This is a genomic window from Rhizobium sp. 05L429 (genome assembly GCF_056397645.1).
In genome coordinates this window covers 46,217-62,570 of sequence record NZ_JBFTNV010000030.1, presented here as the reverse complement: position 1 = coordinate 62,570, position 16,354 = coordinate 46,217, and the positions used below count along the sequence as shown (strand labels likewise).

Annotated in this window: 15 protein-coding genes and 1 pseudogene; 8 read left to right on the top strand and 8 right to left on the bottom strand. The window is 58.7% G+C overall.

The window, feature by feature from the left end; all coding sequences use genetic code 11:
- Positions 1–4: 4 nt before the first annotated feature.
- The 5 genes from AC1DNW_RS26400 to AC1DNW_RS26380 form a co-directional block, all read right to left on the bottom strand.
- A complete protein-coding gene (locus tag AC1DNW_RS26400; RefSeq protein WP_477854847.1) occupies positions 5–1,027 on the bottom strand; it encodes an amidohydrolase family protein in 1,023 nt (340 codons plus the stop codon).
- 74 nt (positions 1,028–1,101) lie between these two features.
- Positions 1,102–1,470 (bottom strand): MmoB/DmpM family protein, encoded by a 369-nt coding sequence (locus tag AC1DNW_RS26395; protein WP_477854846.1) that lies wholly within the window; start codon positions 1,468–1,470, stop codon positions 1,102–1,104.
- Positions 1,471–1,487: 17 nt separating this feature from the next.
- Complete coding sequence (locus tag AC1DNW_RS26390) at positions 1,488–2,546, bottom strand: aromatic/alkene monooxygenase hydroxylase subunit beta (protein WP_477854845.1); 1,059 nt, start codon at positions 2,544–2,546, stop codon at positions 1,488–1,490.
- Positions 2,547–2,631: 85 nt separating this feature from the next.
- Positions 2,632–3,717 (bottom strand): 2Fe-2S iron-sulfur cluster-binding protein, encoded by a 1,086-nt coding sequence (locus tag AC1DNW_RS26385; protein ID WP_477854844.1) that lies wholly within the window; start codon positions 3,715–3,717, stop codon positions 2,632–2,634.
- 92 nt (positions 3,718–3,809) lie between these two features.
- On the bottom strand, positions 3,810–5,483 hold the full coding sequence (locus AC1DNW_RS26380; protein WP_477854843.1) for an aromatic/alkene/methane monooxygenase hydroxylase/oxygenase subunit alpha: 1,674 nt from the start codon (positions 5,481–5,483) through the stop codon (positions 3,810–3,812).
- A gap of 476 nt (positions 5,484–5,959) precedes the next feature.
- On the opposite strand from AC1DNW_RS26380, the gene AC1DNW_RS26375 reads away from it, so the two are divergent.
- The 4 genes from AC1DNW_RS26375 to AC1DNW_RS26360 are packed head-to-tail and all read left to right on the top strand — an operon-like array spanning position 5,960 to position 8,055.
- The gene (locus tag AC1DNW_RS26375; RefSeq protein ID WP_477854842.1) at positions 5,960–6,400 is read left to right on the top strand and encodes a hypothetical protein; all 441 of its coding nucleotides are present in this window, start codon (positions 5,960–5,962) and stop codon (positions 6,398–6,400) included.
- Positions 6,397–6,732 carry a hypothetical protein gene (locus tag AC1DNW_RS26370; protein WP_477854841.1) on the top strand — a complete coding sequence of 112 codons (336 nt, stop codon included), beginning with the start codon at positions 6,397–6,399 and terminating at the stop codon, positions 6,730–6,732. The genes AC1DNW_RS26375 and AC1DNW_RS26370 overlap by 4 nt, the downstream gene beginning before the upstream one ends.
- 1 nt (position 6,733) lies before the next feature.
- A complete protein-coding gene (locus tag AC1DNW_RS26365; RefSeq protein ID WP_477854840.1) occupies positions 6,734–7,852 on the top strand; it encodes a WD40 repeat domain-containing protein in 1,119 nt (372 codons plus the stop codon).
- A 26-nt stretch (positions 7,853–7,878) separates the two neighbouring features.
- Entirely contained in the window at positions 7,879–8,055 is a 177-nt protein-coding gene (locus AC1DNW_RS26360) for a hypothetical protein (protein WP_477854839.1), read from the top strand.
- A 57-nt stretch (positions 8,056–8,112) separates the two neighbouring features.
- On the opposite strand, the gene AC1DNW_RS26355 is transcribed toward AC1DNW_RS26360, so the two are convergent.
- The gene (locus AC1DNW_RS26355; protein ID WP_477854838.1) at positions 8,113–8,409 is read right to left on the bottom strand and encodes a ribbon-helix-helix domain-containing protein; all 297 of its coding nucleotides are present in this window, start codon (positions 8,407–8,409) and stop codon (positions 8,113–8,115) included.
- A 108-nt stretch (positions 8,410–8,517) separates the two neighbouring features.
- On the bottom strand, positions 8,518–9,570 hold the full coding sequence (locus AC1DNW_RS26350) for an NAD(P)-dependent alcohol dehydrogenase (RefSeq protein WP_477854837.1): 1,053 nt from the start codon (positions 9,568–9,570) through the stop codon (positions 8,518–8,520).
- Positions 9,571–9,792: 222 nt separating this feature from the next.
- Here AC1DNW_RS26350 and AC1DNW_RS26345 point away from each other — a divergent pair, with 222 nt between their 5' ends.
- A complete protein-coding gene (locus AC1DNW_RS26345; protein WP_477854836.1) occupies positions 9,793–11,667 on the top strand; it encodes a sigma-54-dependent Fis family transcriptional regulator in 1,875 nt (624 codons plus the stop codon).
- Between the two features lie 11 nt (positions 11,668–11,678).
- On the opposite strand, the pseudogene AC1DNW_RS26340 reads toward AC1DNW_RS26345, so the two are convergent.
- Positions 11,679–11,780 (bottom strand): annotated as a pseudogene (locus AC1DNW_RS26340) (lactoylglutathione lyase); the annotation flags it as partial.
- Between the two features lie 510 nt (positions 11,781–12,290).
- Between AC1DNW_RS26340 and AC1DNW_RS26335 the strand changes: the two are divergent.
- From AC1DNW_RS26335 to AC1DNW_RS26325, 3 genes are all read left to right on the top strand, one after another.
- Positions 12,291–13,616, top strand: coding sequence for an acetyl-CoA hydrolase/transferase family protein (locus tag AC1DNW_RS26335; RefSeq protein WP_477854835.1), 1,326 nt, complete (start codon positions 12,291–12,293; stop codon positions 13,614–13,616).
- A gap of 431 nt (positions 13,617–14,047) precedes the next feature.
- Complete coding sequence (locus AC1DNW_RS26330; protein WP_477854834.1) at positions 14,048–14,209, top strand: hypothetical protein; 162 nt, start codon at positions 14,048–14,050, stop codon at positions 14,207–14,209.
- Positions 14,210–14,547: 338 nt separating this feature from the next.
- The gene (locus tag AC1DNW_RS26325; protein WP_477854833.1) at positions 14,548–16,341 is read left to right on the top strand and encodes a glycosyltransferase family 8 protein; all 1,794 of its coding nucleotides are present in this window, start codon (positions 14,548–14,550) and stop codon (positions 16,339–16,341) included.
- Positions 16,342–16,354: the final 13 nt, after the last annotated feature.

Below are 16,354 nucleotides of genomic sequence, written 5' to 3'. Positions count from 1 at the left end.
TCGCTCACTCCGCAGCGATGCTGAATGGCGAATTGGCGAATGCCGCCTTCTTCGCCGCGATGTCGATATTGTAAATGCGGGCGGCGTTGAGGCCGAGGATCTTCTCCTTGATCTCTGGCGTCAGCTGGACGCCGCGCTCCTTGGCAATGTCCTCCGGAAGTTCGAAGGCCCAGAACTTCTCAACGAGCCAACGCGGCGTCCAGATGGCATAGTCCGATCCGAACAAGATCTTTTCCGGGCCGGCCCAGAACAGCAGTTCGGAGATAACTTCGGCGAAGTAACGCGGCCGGGAATGAATGAATGGCAAGGCAACTGCCAGGCCGCCATAGACATTGGTTTCCTGCACGGCGATCCAGCAGAAATCGTCCAGACGCGGCAGGCCGCAGTGTTCGACGATCCAGTTGAGATTCTGGAAGTCCGTGGCAGCATAATCGACATCATGAACGTCGAAGGCATCCTTGCTGAGCGGGATGATCGTTGGTCCCTTATGAACATGGATATTCTTGATGCCGAGCTTTTCACACAGCTCGAAACACTTGTAGGCGTTGGGATCGTTAAGCTTCCAGCCCTTGGAGGCGCCGTTCCACTCAGCCGTGTACATCTTCACGCCCTTGATATCGTAGGTCTCCTTCATGAAGTGGATGTATTCGAGGGCCTTCTCGCCGTCGCGCGGATCGAAGGAACCGTTGACGATGAAGCGCTCCGGATATCGCTTTGCGACCTCGGAGTTGCGCTCGATCGTATTGAAGCCGTTCTTGTAAAAGTCCTTGAGGTATGTGGACTGGATAATGGCAACATCATCCGGGCCGTCAATGAACAGGTCGCGATAAAGATCGTCGGCGCTGTACTTCTCGAACTTGCTCTTTTCCCACAGCTGCTCCTTGGGGCTGAGAGCGGTGTGATAGCCGTAGAAACATTCGACGAACTGCTTGCCGTGGATATTGCGCTGGTTTTCCGGGCTCCCATCCCAGAAGTGGGTGTGGCCGTCGACGATGAATACTTCCTTGCCTTCGGGTGTGACGTACATGGTTCTCTCCGCTTGCGGTGATTTGAATTTCCGGCGCGCCGCGAATGCGCCGCGCCGCCCTCCTCCGTATCCGCTCAGATGTATTCGAAGACCTCGTCCATATCGCCGAACAGGATGACCTCATTGTCGTCAATGCGGACCATGCGGCCATAGTGCGTGGATGTGTTGACCTCGAAGATCTCGGCGGTCATCTCGCGCCCGAGGTATTCGCTGATTTCGTCCATGCGGAAGATCAGCTTGCCGTTGCCATCGATACGGATCATCGCCGGGGCATAGGTGACGATGACGCCAGGCTTCTTGCCCATGAACTCGGCAATGGCGCGCGCCTCTACCGAATCGTTCATGGTAACCCCACACTGATGCGAGATCGTCTGCTCGAAGGTGATGTCTTTCATCGACTTGAAGATGTTATTGTGCGATGCGTCGCGTGCTACAGTAGACATGCTGTTAACTCCTTGTTTTAGCGGGACAAGCCAAGCTCGCCGAGGATCTGCTTCACGCGTTCGCCGGATTGGACATGCGCGTCGCTGAAGGAGACGGGCTTGGAATGGGGCATGGACCAGATCGGCTGAAGGCCGAGGGCTGCCTTATCCGCGAGCGCGCCGTGCTTGGCGACCCAGCCCTGGAACAGCTTGCGATTGGCTGCGCTATGGGTGGCGTCGTTTGCCAGGAGGTAGACGAGGTCTATGGTGTTGGCGAGGTTGCGCTCGTAGTCGGCCTCGGCGGCAGAGATCACCGGCGGGGTGATGAAGTCATGGTTGGCGGCGGCGGCCTGCATCAGGAAGCCGGAGCGGAACAGTTCGCCGACGAGCGGTTCAAAGATGATGTTGATGGCGAAATACTGCTCGAGATAATCGGACGTGCCCATGATCGTCTCGATGGCTTCGCGCGTGCCCTGCCAGACGCTGTCCTCGAGCCAGTGCTTCTTCCCCAGCATGTCGTCCCAGCCGTCGATATCCATGCCGATCTCGGCGAGATAGAGCGTGATGTCCTGTGCGAGACGCATCTTGTAAGACGAGTTGGTCAGCGTCGCGTTATTGATCATCTGCGTATAGCCGTAGCGCTGCGCCTGCATCAGCGATGTGCCAAGGCCAAATTCGGCGTGCTTCCAGGCGCCGAGATGCGCCTGCAGGATCTTGATCCAGACCTTGTCGAAGGCCTTTGGTGCGCCGGCGCGGCGGGCGTTGGTGATGACGCTCTGCACCATGGTCTCGATCTTGGACTGACGCTGGTAGTGGGTGCGTTCCCATTCCTGGTCCGGCGCGCGGTAGGCGTGCCAGTTGGAGCTCTGTGCTGCGGTGTTGTCCTTGACATACGCGCCCTTGCCGTTCGCGAAGGAAATGATCCAGTTCTGGATTAGATAGCGCTCCGGATCCGGCTGGACGTCGACGGTGACGTCCTCGTAGTGGGTGGCGCGCTGACCGCGCGGTTCGAAATAGCGATACTTGCGGCTATTCGAGTCGGCAAAGATCGCCGATCCCGCTGCACCTGACCCGACTGAACTCGACATTGCAGGCATAGTTCTCACTCCCTTGTTGCAGTTCCTCTGATGCTGCCCATTCTTCGTCCAGCCCGGCAGCGCGCTGCACGCACGACGCATACGGCTAATGCCCCGGGGTTCCTCCCCCGGACGAAGTTGTGAATTTGTCGAAGAAGATGCGCTCCGACTCGAAGCCGTTCATGAACAGCACGGGCTGCAGCGCATCGATCATCGGCGGGGGGCCGCAGGCGTAGACGTCGCCTTCACCGTCCACCGCCAACTCCTTCAGCTTCGCATCGACCGACTGGTGGACGAAGCCGCGTTCGCCGCTCCATCCGCCGTCTTCCGGCGCATGCGACAGAACCGGGATGAAGGTAACTTCGGGATGACTGCTGACGAGTTCGTCTATCCTGTCGCGATGGAAGAGGTCTTGTTCGGTCCGTGCGCCGTAGAAGAAATAGACCGGCCGATCTTCGCCGCTCTGAAGATGATCGTTGAGAATGGACCAGACCGGCGACATGCCGGAGCCGGCGCCGACCAGCACTAGGGGTCCCTGCCGGTTCTCGCGTCGGAAGCAGGTTCCGTAGGGTCCGACGACGGTGACGTCGGCTCCGACACGGATGCCTCCGGCATCAAGTTCGCCGGAGAATTTTCCTTCCGGGTATTTTTTGATGATGAAGGAGAGTTTCTGGGTTTCGCTCGGCGTATTTGCCATGGAGAACGAGCGCGTAATCGTCTCCCCTTTTTCCGTGGTGACCGTGATGTCGACATATTGCCCCGCCCAGAACTTTATCGGCGATGCGAGTTCGATCTCGATGCCCCTGATATCGTGGGTCAGTTTCTCGACATGGGAAATGCGCCCCTTGAACGTCTTCACCGCAATCGATTTCGACAGCACTTCTTCGTCATAGTTCAGCAGCTCGACTTCCATGTCGGAATAGGCCAGCGAACGGCAAAGCAGGATATGCCCGGTATCCTTCTCCATGTCGTTGAGTGCGAATGTCGAATATTTCAGCATGTCGACTTCGCCGTCGAGCAGCACGCATTTGCAAGCGGAACACTGGCCTTCCTTGCAGCCGTGCGGCAGGGCGATGCCCTGGCGGAATGCTGCATTGAGTACCGTCTCGCCCGGTTCGACTTCGAATTCGACGCCGACAGGCTCAAGCCTTACCTTGTGTGCTTCCAGATGCGCCTTAAGAGCTTCAGCCATCTACACGACCTCCCAATTCCCGTGCGTTCCCGTTGGGGACCGGTCCTCTTTGAAGTCGCGGAGGCCGGAGCCGGCCTCCGCGGTTTTCTGTCTCAGTGGAAAGGTGTGATCGTGAAGCCGGCGCGATATTCGGCGACGTGCTTCTCGCGATCTACCAGCGACATGTCGCGCAGGATCTGCAGCGGCGACATCAGCGTGTGGCCACGGACATCGTCGAGGGTCCACATGTCCTTGCCGTCGAAACGCAGGTGCGGCTGCGGCACCAGAGTCTTGCCGTCGGAGCGGACGAAGTTCAGATCCTTGATGGCGTCGGCGAGATCCCAGCCATGGTAAAGGGTTTCCCACTCGCGCTTGCCGCTGAAGCGGCCCATGGCCGGCGTCGGGCGACCCTGGTATTCGTCCGAGAAGGCTTCTACGGCCGTCCAACGGTCGAGCTCGTGGGCGAAGGTGTGTAGCTTGCCGTCGATCTCGTCGACCACCATGTCCTCGCGGATCAGGCAGGGAACGAGGCAGCTCCAGCAGCGATGCGGATAGACGTAGCCGGTTTCCTCGTTGAAGGTGATGATCTTCTCACCGCGATGACTGAGCTTGTCATACCACTTCCAGAAATCGCCGAATTCAGCATACCAGCCCGGATACTTCTGCTCGAACCATTCGAAGTCGGCCTCGCGCTGGGCTTCAATGCGCCAGAAGTTGACCGGCCAACCCACCGCGAAGAACTGCGCCACCTTGTGGACATAGTGCTTTTTGGTGATGCGGTTCCAGGCTTCATGGACGTCGTCGTGGTGAACCTTGATGCCGTATTTTTCGAGCGGCAGCATGTAGGTGCGGTAGTAGTCCTCAAAGATCCAGCGGTGCCACATTTCCGCATAGGATTCCTTGTTCTTGTCGCGGTTTGTGGTGCCGTATTCGATGAAGGTGCCAATGGCGGCATCAACGATCGCGTGGTTCTGCCAGAAGGAGTAGCGCAGGTCGCGCTCCAGCAGCAGGTGGTTTTCCGGCTCCTTGAGGGCTGCCATCAGCAGCGAGTGGCCGTTGCCAATATGGCGGCTTTCGTCCGACTGCACCGACAGGAACACGGTTGGCAGCGCATAGTCGCCGTTACGGGCGGCTTCCGACGGCATAGCCACGAACAGCGTGTTGGTAAAGGCGGTTTCAGCAACAACGGTAAGGTACATGCAGGCCGAGGTCATCACATCGCCGGTGATGAAGCCTTCGCCGAACTGACGGCCGATCGTCGTGGCATAGCATTTGCCGAAGGCCTCTTCGGTGATGTCGAAGCCAGCCGGATCTATGTAGTTCTCCATGTACCACTTTTTCAGGTTCATCTGGATCGTCGAGTGGCGAAACTCGTCAACCATCTGCATGGTGAAGCCGGTTCTGAGGTCTTCGCCGGGGGCGAGGCGGGCAACCATGGCCATCGAGCGGGCAGCCGAGATTTCCGGGAACGGAATGATCGCCAGAAACAGCTTCATCCATTCGACCCAGCGGGGCTCGACATTTCGGAACATGTCGCCGCGCAGCGCTGCATCGAGTGCTCCGTAGACGCGGTTGTCCTTTTCTTCCTGCATCGGGAAGTAAGAGCGCAACACCTGCTTCATCGGATCGCGTGGCGCCTTGGTGATCTTGTAGTCTGTCGGGAAAGTCATCGCTTCCTGGACATAGGTGGGATTCCAACCGAGATCGGAAATCTTCTTGGTTGCCTCGCCAACGGAAATACCGCGCTGCGAGGTGATCTTGTTAAGCGTCAAAGACGACATCTTCATCAGCCTCCACTGTGTTTGAACCGCAAGCCCCTATAGCCCCGGCCGGAACGGCGCATCGGGCGCCGCAAGCGAAAATTGGAACGGCACGACAACAGGACGCGCCAAGGCGCGATCCGGGGTCCGGCCACTCAAGTGGATCACGGCGAAGGTCTCTAGGAATTCCGGCCTCCTCGACCGGATGCGTGCAAAGCCGCTCCCACTCCTTCGTTCTTCTAGCGTCGCTGTGAACGCGATGGCTTCTTATGGGATAAACAATGCAACGGCCGTGCCAATTCGAAAATTCCGCGCTTTTGGGGCTAGTTGCCGTATAATTCTTCGAGAGTGTAATATTATTTTACGATCGTAATTTACAAATGTATAGTTATGAATATCAATATATTATGCTGCTTTGCAGATAAAAACAGATGTAGACAAGAATTTATTCTTTAATTATTCTTTCCTCTATCGAGAGGCTGATTTTCCTTTTGCAGGGTGACATGATGAGCGGCGACGGGGACAGTTTCGGATCCCTTGACGATGTGACAACCGAGCTCGCGGGGTTGATGCAACGCGATCTCGTCTTCGTCATGCGCTTTATCGGCGAAAGTCAGCTTCTGATGCAGAACCACTTTCAAAATTTTATCCTCAAAGAATTGGCGATGACCGGGGTGACGCCACACACGCATCCGATGATCCACGCCTTCGCAGAAACGCACGCAATCATGCTGCGGGATTTCGTGTTTTCCGGTGTCTCTCTATCGCGGCAGTTTCGCATCAAGGAAATGGAGCAACTGACAGGCGACACGATGATACGCGTCGACATATGGGACCAGCTGCGCAGCTATGTCAGTACGGGCGAAGACCAGTTCCGGAGCCAGTTGGCGACATTGCCGGCCGTTCTCGAAGACTGGAAATCGCCTCGGAGCCAAAAGAAATGACCCCTTCGAACAGTGCGCCGAACGAGCAGGACCAAGAGGCGTTTGCGCTGACCAAACGTCGGGCTGAGGCCGTTGCCATCGTCTCGTCACTCACCGCCAAGGCCCTGAAGGTCTCGCAAGCAATCGCCGGCGTCGAAATGGAGGTGCTTCGACTCGAACTGGAGATTGACCGGAATCCGGCAGACCGCAAGCTGGTGCAGGAATTGCATGACACCGAAGAGAGCGCTGCAGCGATGCGGGAGACCCTGGCGGAATGTGCAGGGGAAATCGAGGCGGCTGAGGAGGATGTGGCAGCGCTCGATCATTTGATCGCCGTGGCGAGGGGAGGATGAGATGGATCAGCATGTAACGCCCAGCCCGAGCCTGTTCGACCTTCTGGCACGCCAGTGGCAGCGGCGGGCGGCCGTTACCAGGCTATGCTTCAACGGCGACGGCACCTTGCTGGCGATATCGGCTGCAGATGGGACGGTGGCGCTGGCGCGCCTTGCCGACAACGAGCCGCCGGAAGCACGCATCACCGTTGATAACGGCCAGGCCATGATCCGCCCGCGCGAGGGCAAGGCGTCTCCGCTCATCAACACACGCATAGAGGAGGCGACGCAGCTTTCGGCAGGGCCGGAAGGCGGCTTTCTGGCGTTGACTGCCAAGGGTGAGCTCCTGCAAATCAACCGCGGCGGCGAGATCACCGGAAAGCGGCTCGCAGACCAAAGTCCCATTTCGGCTTTCGCTCATTGCATGTCCACGGGACTAACCGCAGTCACCGTGCGAGGCCGCTTGAGACTGCAGGCGCGAGATGCCGAAGAGATCACGAATATCGATCTCGGTGCTGCGGCCATGGAATTGCTGTCAATCTCCCGGGACGGCGCATGGATAGCGATGGCCGGCGGCAACGGCCTCCGCATCCATGCCGCATCGGCTCCCGGCGAGCCGATAGGCGATCTTGCCCTTCCGCATCGACCGCTGACACTCGAATGGAGCCCGAATGGCGGCTGGCTGGGCTGCGGGATGCAACAGGGCGGGCTCCTGTTGGTGGACCGGGAGACGGGAAGTCATCTGGAATTGCCCAACTTCCCCGGCCCTGTCGGCACGATAGGCTGGAGTGCCGAATGCGATGCGTTGTTCGCATCAGGCGCCTATCGCATTGCCGGATGGCGGCCAGATACGCCTTCGCTTTCCGACAAGCTTCAGGGCGCGCTTTTCACCGGCCGCGCCGGCTTTGTCCTAGTGGCCGCAGTCGCGGCACACCCGACGCGGAGGTTGGCAGCGGCGGCCTATGTGAATGGCAGGGTTGTTGTTGCGCCCATTGGTGCACCCGAGGAACTGGCTGTCCGTGAGGACGGTGGACCTGTGACTGCACTGACGTGGTCGCCGAACGGCCGCCACCTGGCGATTGGAGATGCACTTGGTAGCGTGGCGATCGTCACATTCCCGGATGAGCTCTTCAAGCACTGATAGTCGTAATGACAAGGGAGGAAAAGATGCAGACAAAAGTGACCGCAGAGGAAAAGAGCAAGGACGCGTTTTTCGAAAAGATCGCAAGGCTTTCCGAGGAGATGGTAGCTGTCCACGGCAAGGAGTTCAGCATGGGAGCGCTGGTTTTGGGCGCCCGCTGGATAGCCGAAGGTCGCGTCAAAGTCGATGCGAAGACCAACTGACACGTCGACTAACGAGAAGGCCGACAGCTTTCATCACATAGCTACAGATCTTCTGCTTCAGCTGAGGTGCGAGCCGGCAACCCGCTGGCTACGCTCCTCCTGATAGAGAAGGCAGACTGTCCTGAGAACGGAGGCAAGATTGGACATTCCGCCATAAATCTCAAGCGCCTCCGCATAAAGCTGGGATATGAGGCCGGAGGTCGAAAGGCCCTCCATTTTCGCCATTTCTTCCAGCGCCTCCCAGAATGCGGCTTCGAGACGCACGCTGGTGGAATGTCCCGATATCCTGATCGAGCGACTGACCTTGCGAAATTGCTGCGAACTCTGTCCTGTCAAGACCCTACACATCATCATTTCTCCTCCCGCGAGATTATGCTTATGGCAAACAATCGTCCTCAAGCCTCAGCACGAAGCGTTGCCCGATCAAGGAGACCGCGCAACGCTCGGGCCGATCGGCATATGTCAGGGAATAAGCACCGCACGGCCATGAATCTTGCCGTTGTGCAGATCCTTGAGTGCTTGATTTGCATCCGCAAGCCGATATTCGACCGTGGTCAGATCGACGAGACCGCGGTCGGCCAGTGCCATCAGCTCCACCAGTTCGGCCCAGGTGCCGACCAAGTTGCCGATGATGTTCTTCTCGGTGATCACCATATCGACCGTCGGTACGCGTATGTCCTCGCCATAGCCGACGACGTAGTAGCTTCCCATCGGTCGGGTCATGGCAAGGCCCTTGGTTGTCGTACCCTTCTCACCGACAAAGTCGATCACGGCCTCGGCACCCTGGCCTCCGGTCAGCTGCAGCACGGCCTCAACCTCGTTCCTATCGGCCTTGACGAGCCTGTCGGCACCGATCTTGCCGGCGAGCTCCAGCGACGCATCCGATCTGTCGACGACGATCACGTCGGCGGCACACATTGCCTTGAGGCACTGGATTCCGATGTGGCCAAGGCCGCCGGCACCGATCACGACGCAGGCTTCGCCGGGCAGGAGGTGCCGGGTTGCCTTCTTGACCGCGCGATAGGCGGTGAGGCCGGCATCCGCATAAGGGGCCACCTCCTTGGGCGCCAGCGTCTTCGGCAGCGCAACTATGTTACGCTCCGAAGTGCAGAGATATTCGGAATAGCCGCCGTTGCAATCGAGACCGGGGAACTTGCCGGGCCCATGCATATCGAAGCCGCGCCGGCAGGCAAGGCAGGTGCCGCCCGAGATCTTCGGATGGACGATGACGGGATCGCCGACCTTGATGCCCTCGACCTCCTTGCCGATCGCCTCGACCCAGCCGGCATTCTCGTGCCCCATGATCAGCGGCAGCAACGCATTGCCGTTCGGGTCCATGTGCGGCCGCCAGATGCCTTCGATAATGTGCAGATCGGTACGGCAGACACCTGCGCCGCCGATCCGGACGATGACGTCGGTCGATTTGGTGATCTTGGGGTCGGCAACATCCTGCAGCGAGACCCACTGGTCGGCCGTCAGGTTGTCGTCATATTTGGTCAAAATTTGCGCTTTCATGCTTCGCCTCCTCCGTTGCCGGGATTGCTTCCGGTCGAAAGATACGCAGCAAGTCTTATGCCATAAGGAAATCGTCAAAAACATCAATCACATGACAGAAAATCGTGCCCTCGGCGGCGTACAGTGCCTGAACGCATCCAGCAGCGACGCTGTCCAGTTTCTGTTCATTGCGCCAGCCCACGGGGCTGGTAGCCTGTTCAGCTTGATGCATGAGGAGGAGACATGCAGCATCTATCCGGAATGGACCGCGCCCGCTTAGCTCTCGAAAAAGGCGATCGCTTTCCCGTCGGCGCATTGCAGCCGATGGTGGCCGAAAGCTGGCAACGCTGCCGTAACGCCAACCTCGATCCGCGGGGCACGCCACGCCGCAGCGTACTGGCATTTGCAGAAGTCAAACGCCGACGCGAGGCCAATGCAGTAATGCGCCTGCTTGCTCTTGCCGAGATGCAACTGCTCTACTCACAGATTGCCGGCTCGAATTTCATGATCGCGTTCGGTGATGCCGACGGGATCGTGCTCGACACGATCAGTGACCAGCATTTCGCCGACAGCGATGCCGGCCGCTCGATCATTCCCGGAAGCACGTGGAATGAGAGCGAACGCGGTACAAATGCGCTCGGCCTCGCCGGCATGACGGGCGCACCCGTGGCGATCTACGGGCGCGAACACTATTTCGCTTCACATGGGCATCTGAGCTGCATGGCCGCGCCAATCTTCAATTCGGCCGGCGAAATCCTCGGCCTGCTGGATGCCTCCTGCGTGAACGAGGCACGTCAGGAGCACACCCATGCGCTTGTGCGCATGGCAGCGGCGCAGATTGAGAACAGCCTCATGTATCAGGCCAGCGCCAAAAGCTTTGTCTTCGCATTTCATCCGCGGGCGGAATATCTCGACACCTTGTCGGCCGGGCTCCTCTCGGTCTCGCTCGAAGGCGAGGTTCTTTCGGTCAACCGGCCAGGCCAGGCGCTCCTTGCGGGACTGCCGGCCACGCCGGGCCAGCCCTTCGACAGCCTTTTCGAAGCGGGCTTCGGTCCTGCGATGGATGGGCTTTTGAACGGTGGCGTCGTGCGCCTGCGCGACCGGGCCGGCAGCGGCGTGTTCATGGTCTGCCGGCAGATCGGCGAACGCGGAAAGGTGAACATCAAATCTGTCTCGCCAGCGATACCGTCGCTCTTGCGACGCCTTGATGCACCGGATTTTGTTGCCGACGATCATCAGATCAAGCGCTCGCTCATTGATATCGCCGAAGCGGCAGCTCTGTCGCTGCCCGTGCATATCACGGGGGAAACCGGCACCGGCAAGGAGTTGATGGCAAGACATGTTCATCGGCTGAGCGGTCGCAAGGGCGAGTTTGTGGCAGTCAATTGCGGCGCGGTGCCCGAAGAGCTTTTCATCGCCGAAATCTTCGGCCACGAACGCGGTGCCTTTACCAACGCGCGTAACGAAGGCTCGCCGGGGCTGGCACGCGCTGCAGACCGCGGCACCCTGTTCCTGGACGAGGTTGCCGACATACCGCTCGCAGCCCAGACGTCGCTTCTGCGGTTCCTCGACAGCATGGAAGTTCGTGCCGTCGGCGGACAAAAGACGCAGAAAGTGGACGTGCAGATCGTTTCCGCCACCAACCGCGACCTCGAAGAAATGGTCGCCGCGCGGCAGTTCCGCAGCGATCTCTACTACAGGCTCAACAGTTTTCTCGTCCGATTGCCGCCGCTGCGTTTGCGGACAGACTTCGGAAGCGTCGTTCGGCATCTCATGGATCACATGGCGCCCGGCACGGCAGTGACTGATGCCGCAGTCGCGGCGATCTCGCAACGAACATGGCCAGGCAACATACGCGAACTGAAGACCGTGCTACAGCGGGCGCTGGTGCGACGTCGCTCGGGCTATATCGACGAGAGCTGCTTCGACGGCGCAACGCCCGCGGCTCATCCATTCGCGGATTGTTGCGACGAATGTCGCAACCGGCCGCTCACCCGCAGCAAGTGTCAGGAAATCCGCGCCGTCTATCACAGAGCCGGAAAAAACATAGCAAAGACGGCGCGAGAACTCCGCCTTTCCAGGACGACAGTCTACAAACATGTGAACGGTGCCGACTAAAGATAGCGTTCTCAGCGTTGTAGCACTTCGACCTTGTAACAGTCCGGATCGCTGATGAAGAAGAAGCGGGCCAGCTGTCGTCCATTATGCTTGAAATCGCGCGCGGGGCACGGGAAAGCGGGTCGCGTCAGACGAGGGCGTGAAGAAGAACAGCCGGAGGAACTTCAGCGTCAGCGGTGCGAAAGCAGAAGCGGGATCGACTGCCCCACGTCCTCGTGTGACGCTTTCGGGCCAGACTCGCCAGCAATCGCAGCCCTCGCGCTCGAGGCCGGCCTTGCACTCCCCTCACCTGCCCGGCCGTACCAACGACCGTGCGATATCGATGACGTCATCGCGCGAGCGGTCCGGTCCTCGCAACTACACTTGCTGTCTAGGAGCGTCCAGCTGGCGGGCAATCGAACAAAACCGGCGTCGCTTCATCGTCTGAACGTGCGCCCGATGGCTTGCGCCGCTTTTGCTTCTACCCCACAGGCCCACGAGATCGGAACATATCAAGCCGAACTGAAAGATCGGCATTGTCATGCGATGAACGCTCTCGCTTTGGTGGTGGACAATGCGCATAATGACGTTGCGGAGGCGTGCATTCAAATCGTGCGTCCTGTGTGCACTGGGAGGAGGGCCCAATGACCACGATCCATCAGAGGCTGTATCGCGAGCGGCTGACATCTGCAGATACGGCGGTCGCAATGGTTCCGTCCGGGGCCAAGGTCGCGATGCCACTGGCCGCCGGTCAGCCACCGGCTGTCCTTGGCGCGCTTGCGCAACAGGCCCGCGCGCGCGCCATCGAGAATGTGCGGCTCTACTATCTTCTCTGCACGGGCGTTGCAGGCACCAGTGTGTTCGATTTCGAGCTGCGCGACCTGATTGTCCCGATGAGCTACTTTCATTCAGGCGTGGAGCGTGCGCTCGACAAGAGAAGATTGGCGGAAGCGATGCCCGCCGTCGAGCTGGTGCCCTGTCATTTCAGTCAGGTGCCGCGCTCGTTGGTCGAGCATGTTGGCGTGGACACGTTGATTGCGACTGTGTCGCCAATGGACGCCGATGGCAATTTCAGCCTTGGCGCCAGCACCGACTATGCGCTGACGGTATCGCGAAAGCCTGGAATCCGCCTCATCCTCGAGGTCAATCGCAATATGCCCTATGTGCGGGGCGATTGCATGATCCCTTTGTCGAGCGTGACAGCGCTGGTCGAAAACGACATCAGCCTGCCCGTGTTGCCGGCTGCCGCGCGTAATGAGGTAGATGATGCGATCGGCGCGATCATTGCCGGTCTGGTGGACGATGGCGACTGCCTGCAGATGGGGATCGGTGCTTTGCCCGACGCAGTGTGTTCCGGGCTTTCCCGGCACAGCCACCTTGGTATCCACACGGAAATGATGACGCCGGGTCTCGCCAGCCTCGTCAAGGCGGGCGTGGTCGACAATAGCCGCAAGCAGACACATACCGGACGCTCCATCTTCACCTTTGCGCTTGGAGATCAGGCGCTCTATGATTTCCTGAACAACAATCCGGCGGTTGAGGCCTATCCCGTCGACTATGTGAACAATCCCTTCGTTATCGCCCGAAATGATCGCGTCGTTTCGGTCAACGCGACGCTGCAGATTGATCTAAACGGCGCGTGCAATTCCGAGTTCATGAACGGGAGGCAGTTCAGCGCGTCCGGCGGCCAGGTTGATTTCGTGCGTGGCGCTTATGCCTCGCGTGGGGGACGATCGATCATCGCCTGTCATTCGACTGCGGCAAAAGGCACGCTCTCGCGGATCGTTCCGGCGTTAACCGGACCGGTGACAACAGCGCGCAACGACACGCATATCGTCGTCACCGAGTATGGATGGGCGGACCTTAAGGGCAAGTCCGTGGCCGAGCGGGCTAGAGCGCTGATCGGGCTCGCGCATCCCGATTTTCGCGAGGAGCTGGACCGGACAGCGAGAGGCGCAGGGCTTTGCTGAATTTCATGTTGATCGCGTGTTTGAGATCGAGGTCGCGCGCGTCTGCGTGAGGACTGCCCGATAGGGCAAGCGCGCATGCCGAAGAGCTTGCCGAAGCTGCGCCTCCCGAAGGGCGCTCGACCCGGTGATGGAGCGCCCGCATATGCTGCGCGGGATCGTGCTTCTGCGAACGGGTCCTTTTAGCGACCGGTCGTTGGCGAGAAGGGGTTTGGAACGGGGTCGGTCGATCATCTGTGGATTACTTCAGAAAGTTCTAAAGAAAGGTTGTCGTCAGGCGTCAGGCTGGTAGCGTTCGTGCAGTCACCTTACTTTGTGCGGACCTGACTGTGATGACACTCTAACTGCCCCGCCATAGATGGCCAGTTCGATAGAAGTGGCGGGCGCCGATCATCGGTTCTTCGTTCGTGCTGACGAGGAAGAGCGGAGCGAAATTGAGCCTGAAGGCAAAGGGCGCGATCGAGACGGACGAGATCGTTGCGGGGCTGAAGGGTTATGCCGATGGCGTCCATTGCATGGTCCATGAAATGGACGATCGGATGAAAAGACAAGCCGAGGAGGCGGCAACAATCGAAGCCGGACTCCGCAACCCTTGAAGAGACAATATTTCGATTGCCGGCAATATCAAGAGCTTGGCCAACGAACAGTCATCGCCGCCCTCGCTTTTGTGTGAGGGGAATAGGGGTTGACGTGGGCGTCGATGGCCGACGCCTGAGCTCACGGGCCTGACGTTCCACACCGCGCCGCCTCGTCAGTGACATTACGGCGAATGCCTAAAAGTAAAAATCCCTGATGGCATTGACAAAACTCTCGCGTGCAATGTCTAATCGTTAACATATTTGAGTGCGGATGGATTTTCCTGCATTTTCACTGAACAACCAAGATAAATCAGGCTTCTGTCGTCGTTCAATACTGCATTTCTCTGGGGGATGGGATGTCGGTTGGCATACATAGCAAAGCCATATACGTATGCACAGATGCGCGAATGCTTCCGGCAGCATGCTGCACGCTTTTATCTGTTGCACGTAATAGTCAAGAGAACGACATCAAGCTGGTGATCGTCGGCATCGATTTGCCAGAGGACCAGAAAGCTGGCGTTGCTACCTTCAACGCGGTGAACGGCATCGATATCGACGTCGTCGATTTTACCCTTCCCGCCGATACACCTGGAACGGCAGGCCGCTGGCACAAATCGACGCTTGCGCGCCTCTATCTCGACGAGCTGATGGGCAAGGTGCTGGAGCGGGTTCTTTACCTTGATGCGGATATATTGGCTGTCGGCAATGTCTGCCCGCTCTTCGATGTCGATCTCAACGGCAAGGCGATCGGTGCCGTTAACGACTACGTCGTTGCCTTCCCCGAGAAAATCAGACAGCGGGAGCAGGAACTCGGCCTCGACCGGGGCGCGGGATATTTCAACGCTGGGGTATTTCTGTTGGATTGCGCCGCAATCCGGGCCGGCGGTTTTTTCGAAACGGCGCGTTCGCTGCTCAGATCGGGGCGATGCTTTGCCTCTAACGACCAGGATATTCTCAATATCGCCTTTCGTGGGACGTGGCAGCGGCTGGACAACCGGTGGAATGTCCAGACCGGGACCATGCCTTATATCCGCAATCCTGTGCTGCTGCATTTCACTGGACGTCGCAAGCCGTGGCATTTGTCGGTGCAGACAGGGCAGTCGGTCTATGCCGAGATTTATTCGAGCATGCTTTCGAAGACGCCGTGGTCGGGATTTGTCAGCCGTCGCAGTCGTTCCCGAAAGGCGGCCGATTATCTTCTGTCGCTTGGCAAGCGCGCCGGCGCAATGAGCCGCTCCCAACAGCTGAAGGCATATTTTGGCTCGAGTGAGGTCTCAATGGATGAAAGGAATCCCAGACCTGAAAGCTCCGGAAGCCACGTCTTTCATACACAGGGGGCCGATGCCTGGCGCACATTCTTCAATCGCTTTTCGTATATCGTTCTTGTCGCCAATAGCGAGGCGCTCGACCCGCAGTCGATGCGGACGGAGTTTCCCGGCGATACGTTGTTCGTCTTCTTCAACAAGGTCTACAAGGTTCTCGACAACAGTTTCCCCGGGCATACCATTCTTGTGGCGCGCAGTGGTATGATGGGCGCCAATATCGTCCATCGGCGGGAGGTGGATGAGGTCCTGAAATTCTTCACTTCGGACAAGTTCCTCGGCGTTCTGAATATCCGTACCGCACCCGAGGAGCGCTTCAGTCCCGTCGAAGCATTCAACGGGGCGACAGTCATGTACAGCGACCTCGAGACGCTGATGTCGGGGCACTATCCACCGGACAAGATCCCGACGAGCGGCTTTGCGCTGGTTGCGTGGATGCGGGAGCTTCAGGTGACGCCGAAGATCGTGCTCGCCGGATTTTCCGGGAAACGGAGTGCGCGCTGGAAGGTCTTCGACGTTCATGACTGGACATTCGAGCGTATCTATTTCAGGCTTCTGGTGCGAAGGGGTATCATCACCAGCGCCGAACATGCGAGGCCGTCACGCTTCGATCTTCTGACCGAGCATTTTCCGGATGCTAAATGCGAGGAGATCCAGACGGCGACCAACGATGCGCTCTCCACGCGGCTCGATCATGCGCTGACCCTCATCGACGGCCTGATGTCACTAACCAAATGGCAGCGGGCACTCGATCAGGCCTTCCGCAAGGCGCGGCCAAAGACCCGCAAGCAGCGCGCGCTCGACTCCCAGAAGAAGCAAGCTTCCTGAATGCAATACATAA

What these genes read in the sequence shown, in the direction of transcription:
- AC1DNW_RS26400 (WP_477854847.1), bottom strand. Translation starts at nt 1,027, where the DNA reads ATGTACGTCACACCCGAAGGCAAGGAAGTATTCATCGTCGACGGCCAC.
- AC1DNW_RS26380 (WP_477854843.1), bottom strand. Translation starts at nt 5,483, where the DNA reads ATGAAGATGTCGTCTTTGACGCTTAACAAGATCACCTCGCAGCGCGGT.
- AC1DNW_RS26385 (WP_477854844.1), bottom strand. Translation starts at nt 3,717, where the DNA reads ATGGCTGAAGCTCTTAAGGCGCATCTGGAAGCACACAAGGTAAGGCTT.
- AC1DNW_RS26325 (WP_477854833.1), top strand. Translation starts at nt 14,548, where the DNA reads ATGTCGGTTGGCATACATAGCAAAGCCATATACGTATGCACAGATGCG.
- AC1DNW_RS26390 (WP_477854845.1), bottom strand. Translation starts at nt 2,546, where the DNA reads ATGCCTGCAATGTCGAGTTCAGTCGGGTCAGGTGCAGCGGGATCGGCG.
- AC1DNW_RS26355 (WP_477854838.1), bottom strand. Translation starts at nt 8,409, where the DNA reads ATGATGATGTGTAGGGTCTTGACAGGACAGAGTTCGCAGCAATTTCGC.
- AC1DNW_RS26395 (WP_477854846.1), bottom strand. Translation starts at nt 1,470, where the DNA reads ATGTCTACTGTAGCACGCGACGCATCGCACAATAACATCTTCAAGTCG.
- AC1DNW_RS26365 (WP_477854840.1), top strand. Translation starts at nt 6,734, where the DNA reads ATGGATCAGCATGTAACGCCCAGCCCGAGCCTGTTCGACCTTCTGGCA.
- AC1DNW_RS26370 (WP_477854841.1), top strand. Translation starts at nt 6,397, where the DNA reads ATGACCCCTTCGAACAGTGCGCCGAACGAGCAGGACCAAGAGGCGTTT.
- AC1DNW_RS26375 (WP_477854842.1), top strand. Translation starts at nt 5,960, where the DNA reads ATGATGAGCGGCGACGGGGACAGTTTCGGATCCCTTGACGATGTGACA.
- AC1DNW_RS26335 (WP_477854835.1), top strand. Translation starts at nt 12,291, where the DNA reads ATGACCACGATCCATCAGAGGCTGTATCGCGAGCGGCTGACATCTGCA.
- AC1DNW_RS26350 (WP_477854837.1), bottom strand. Translation starts at nt 9,570, where the DNA reads ATGAAAGCGCAAATTTTGACCAAATATGACGACAACCTGACGGCCGAC.
- AC1DNW_RS26360 (WP_477854839.1), top strand. Translation starts at nt 7,879, where the DNA reads ATGCAGACAAAAGTGACCGCAGAGGAAAAGAGCAAGGACGCGTTTTTC.
- AC1DNW_RS26345 (WP_477854836.1), top strand. Translation starts at nt 9,793, where the DNA reads ATGCAGCATCTATCCGGAATGGACCGCGCCCGCTTAGCTCTCGAAAAA.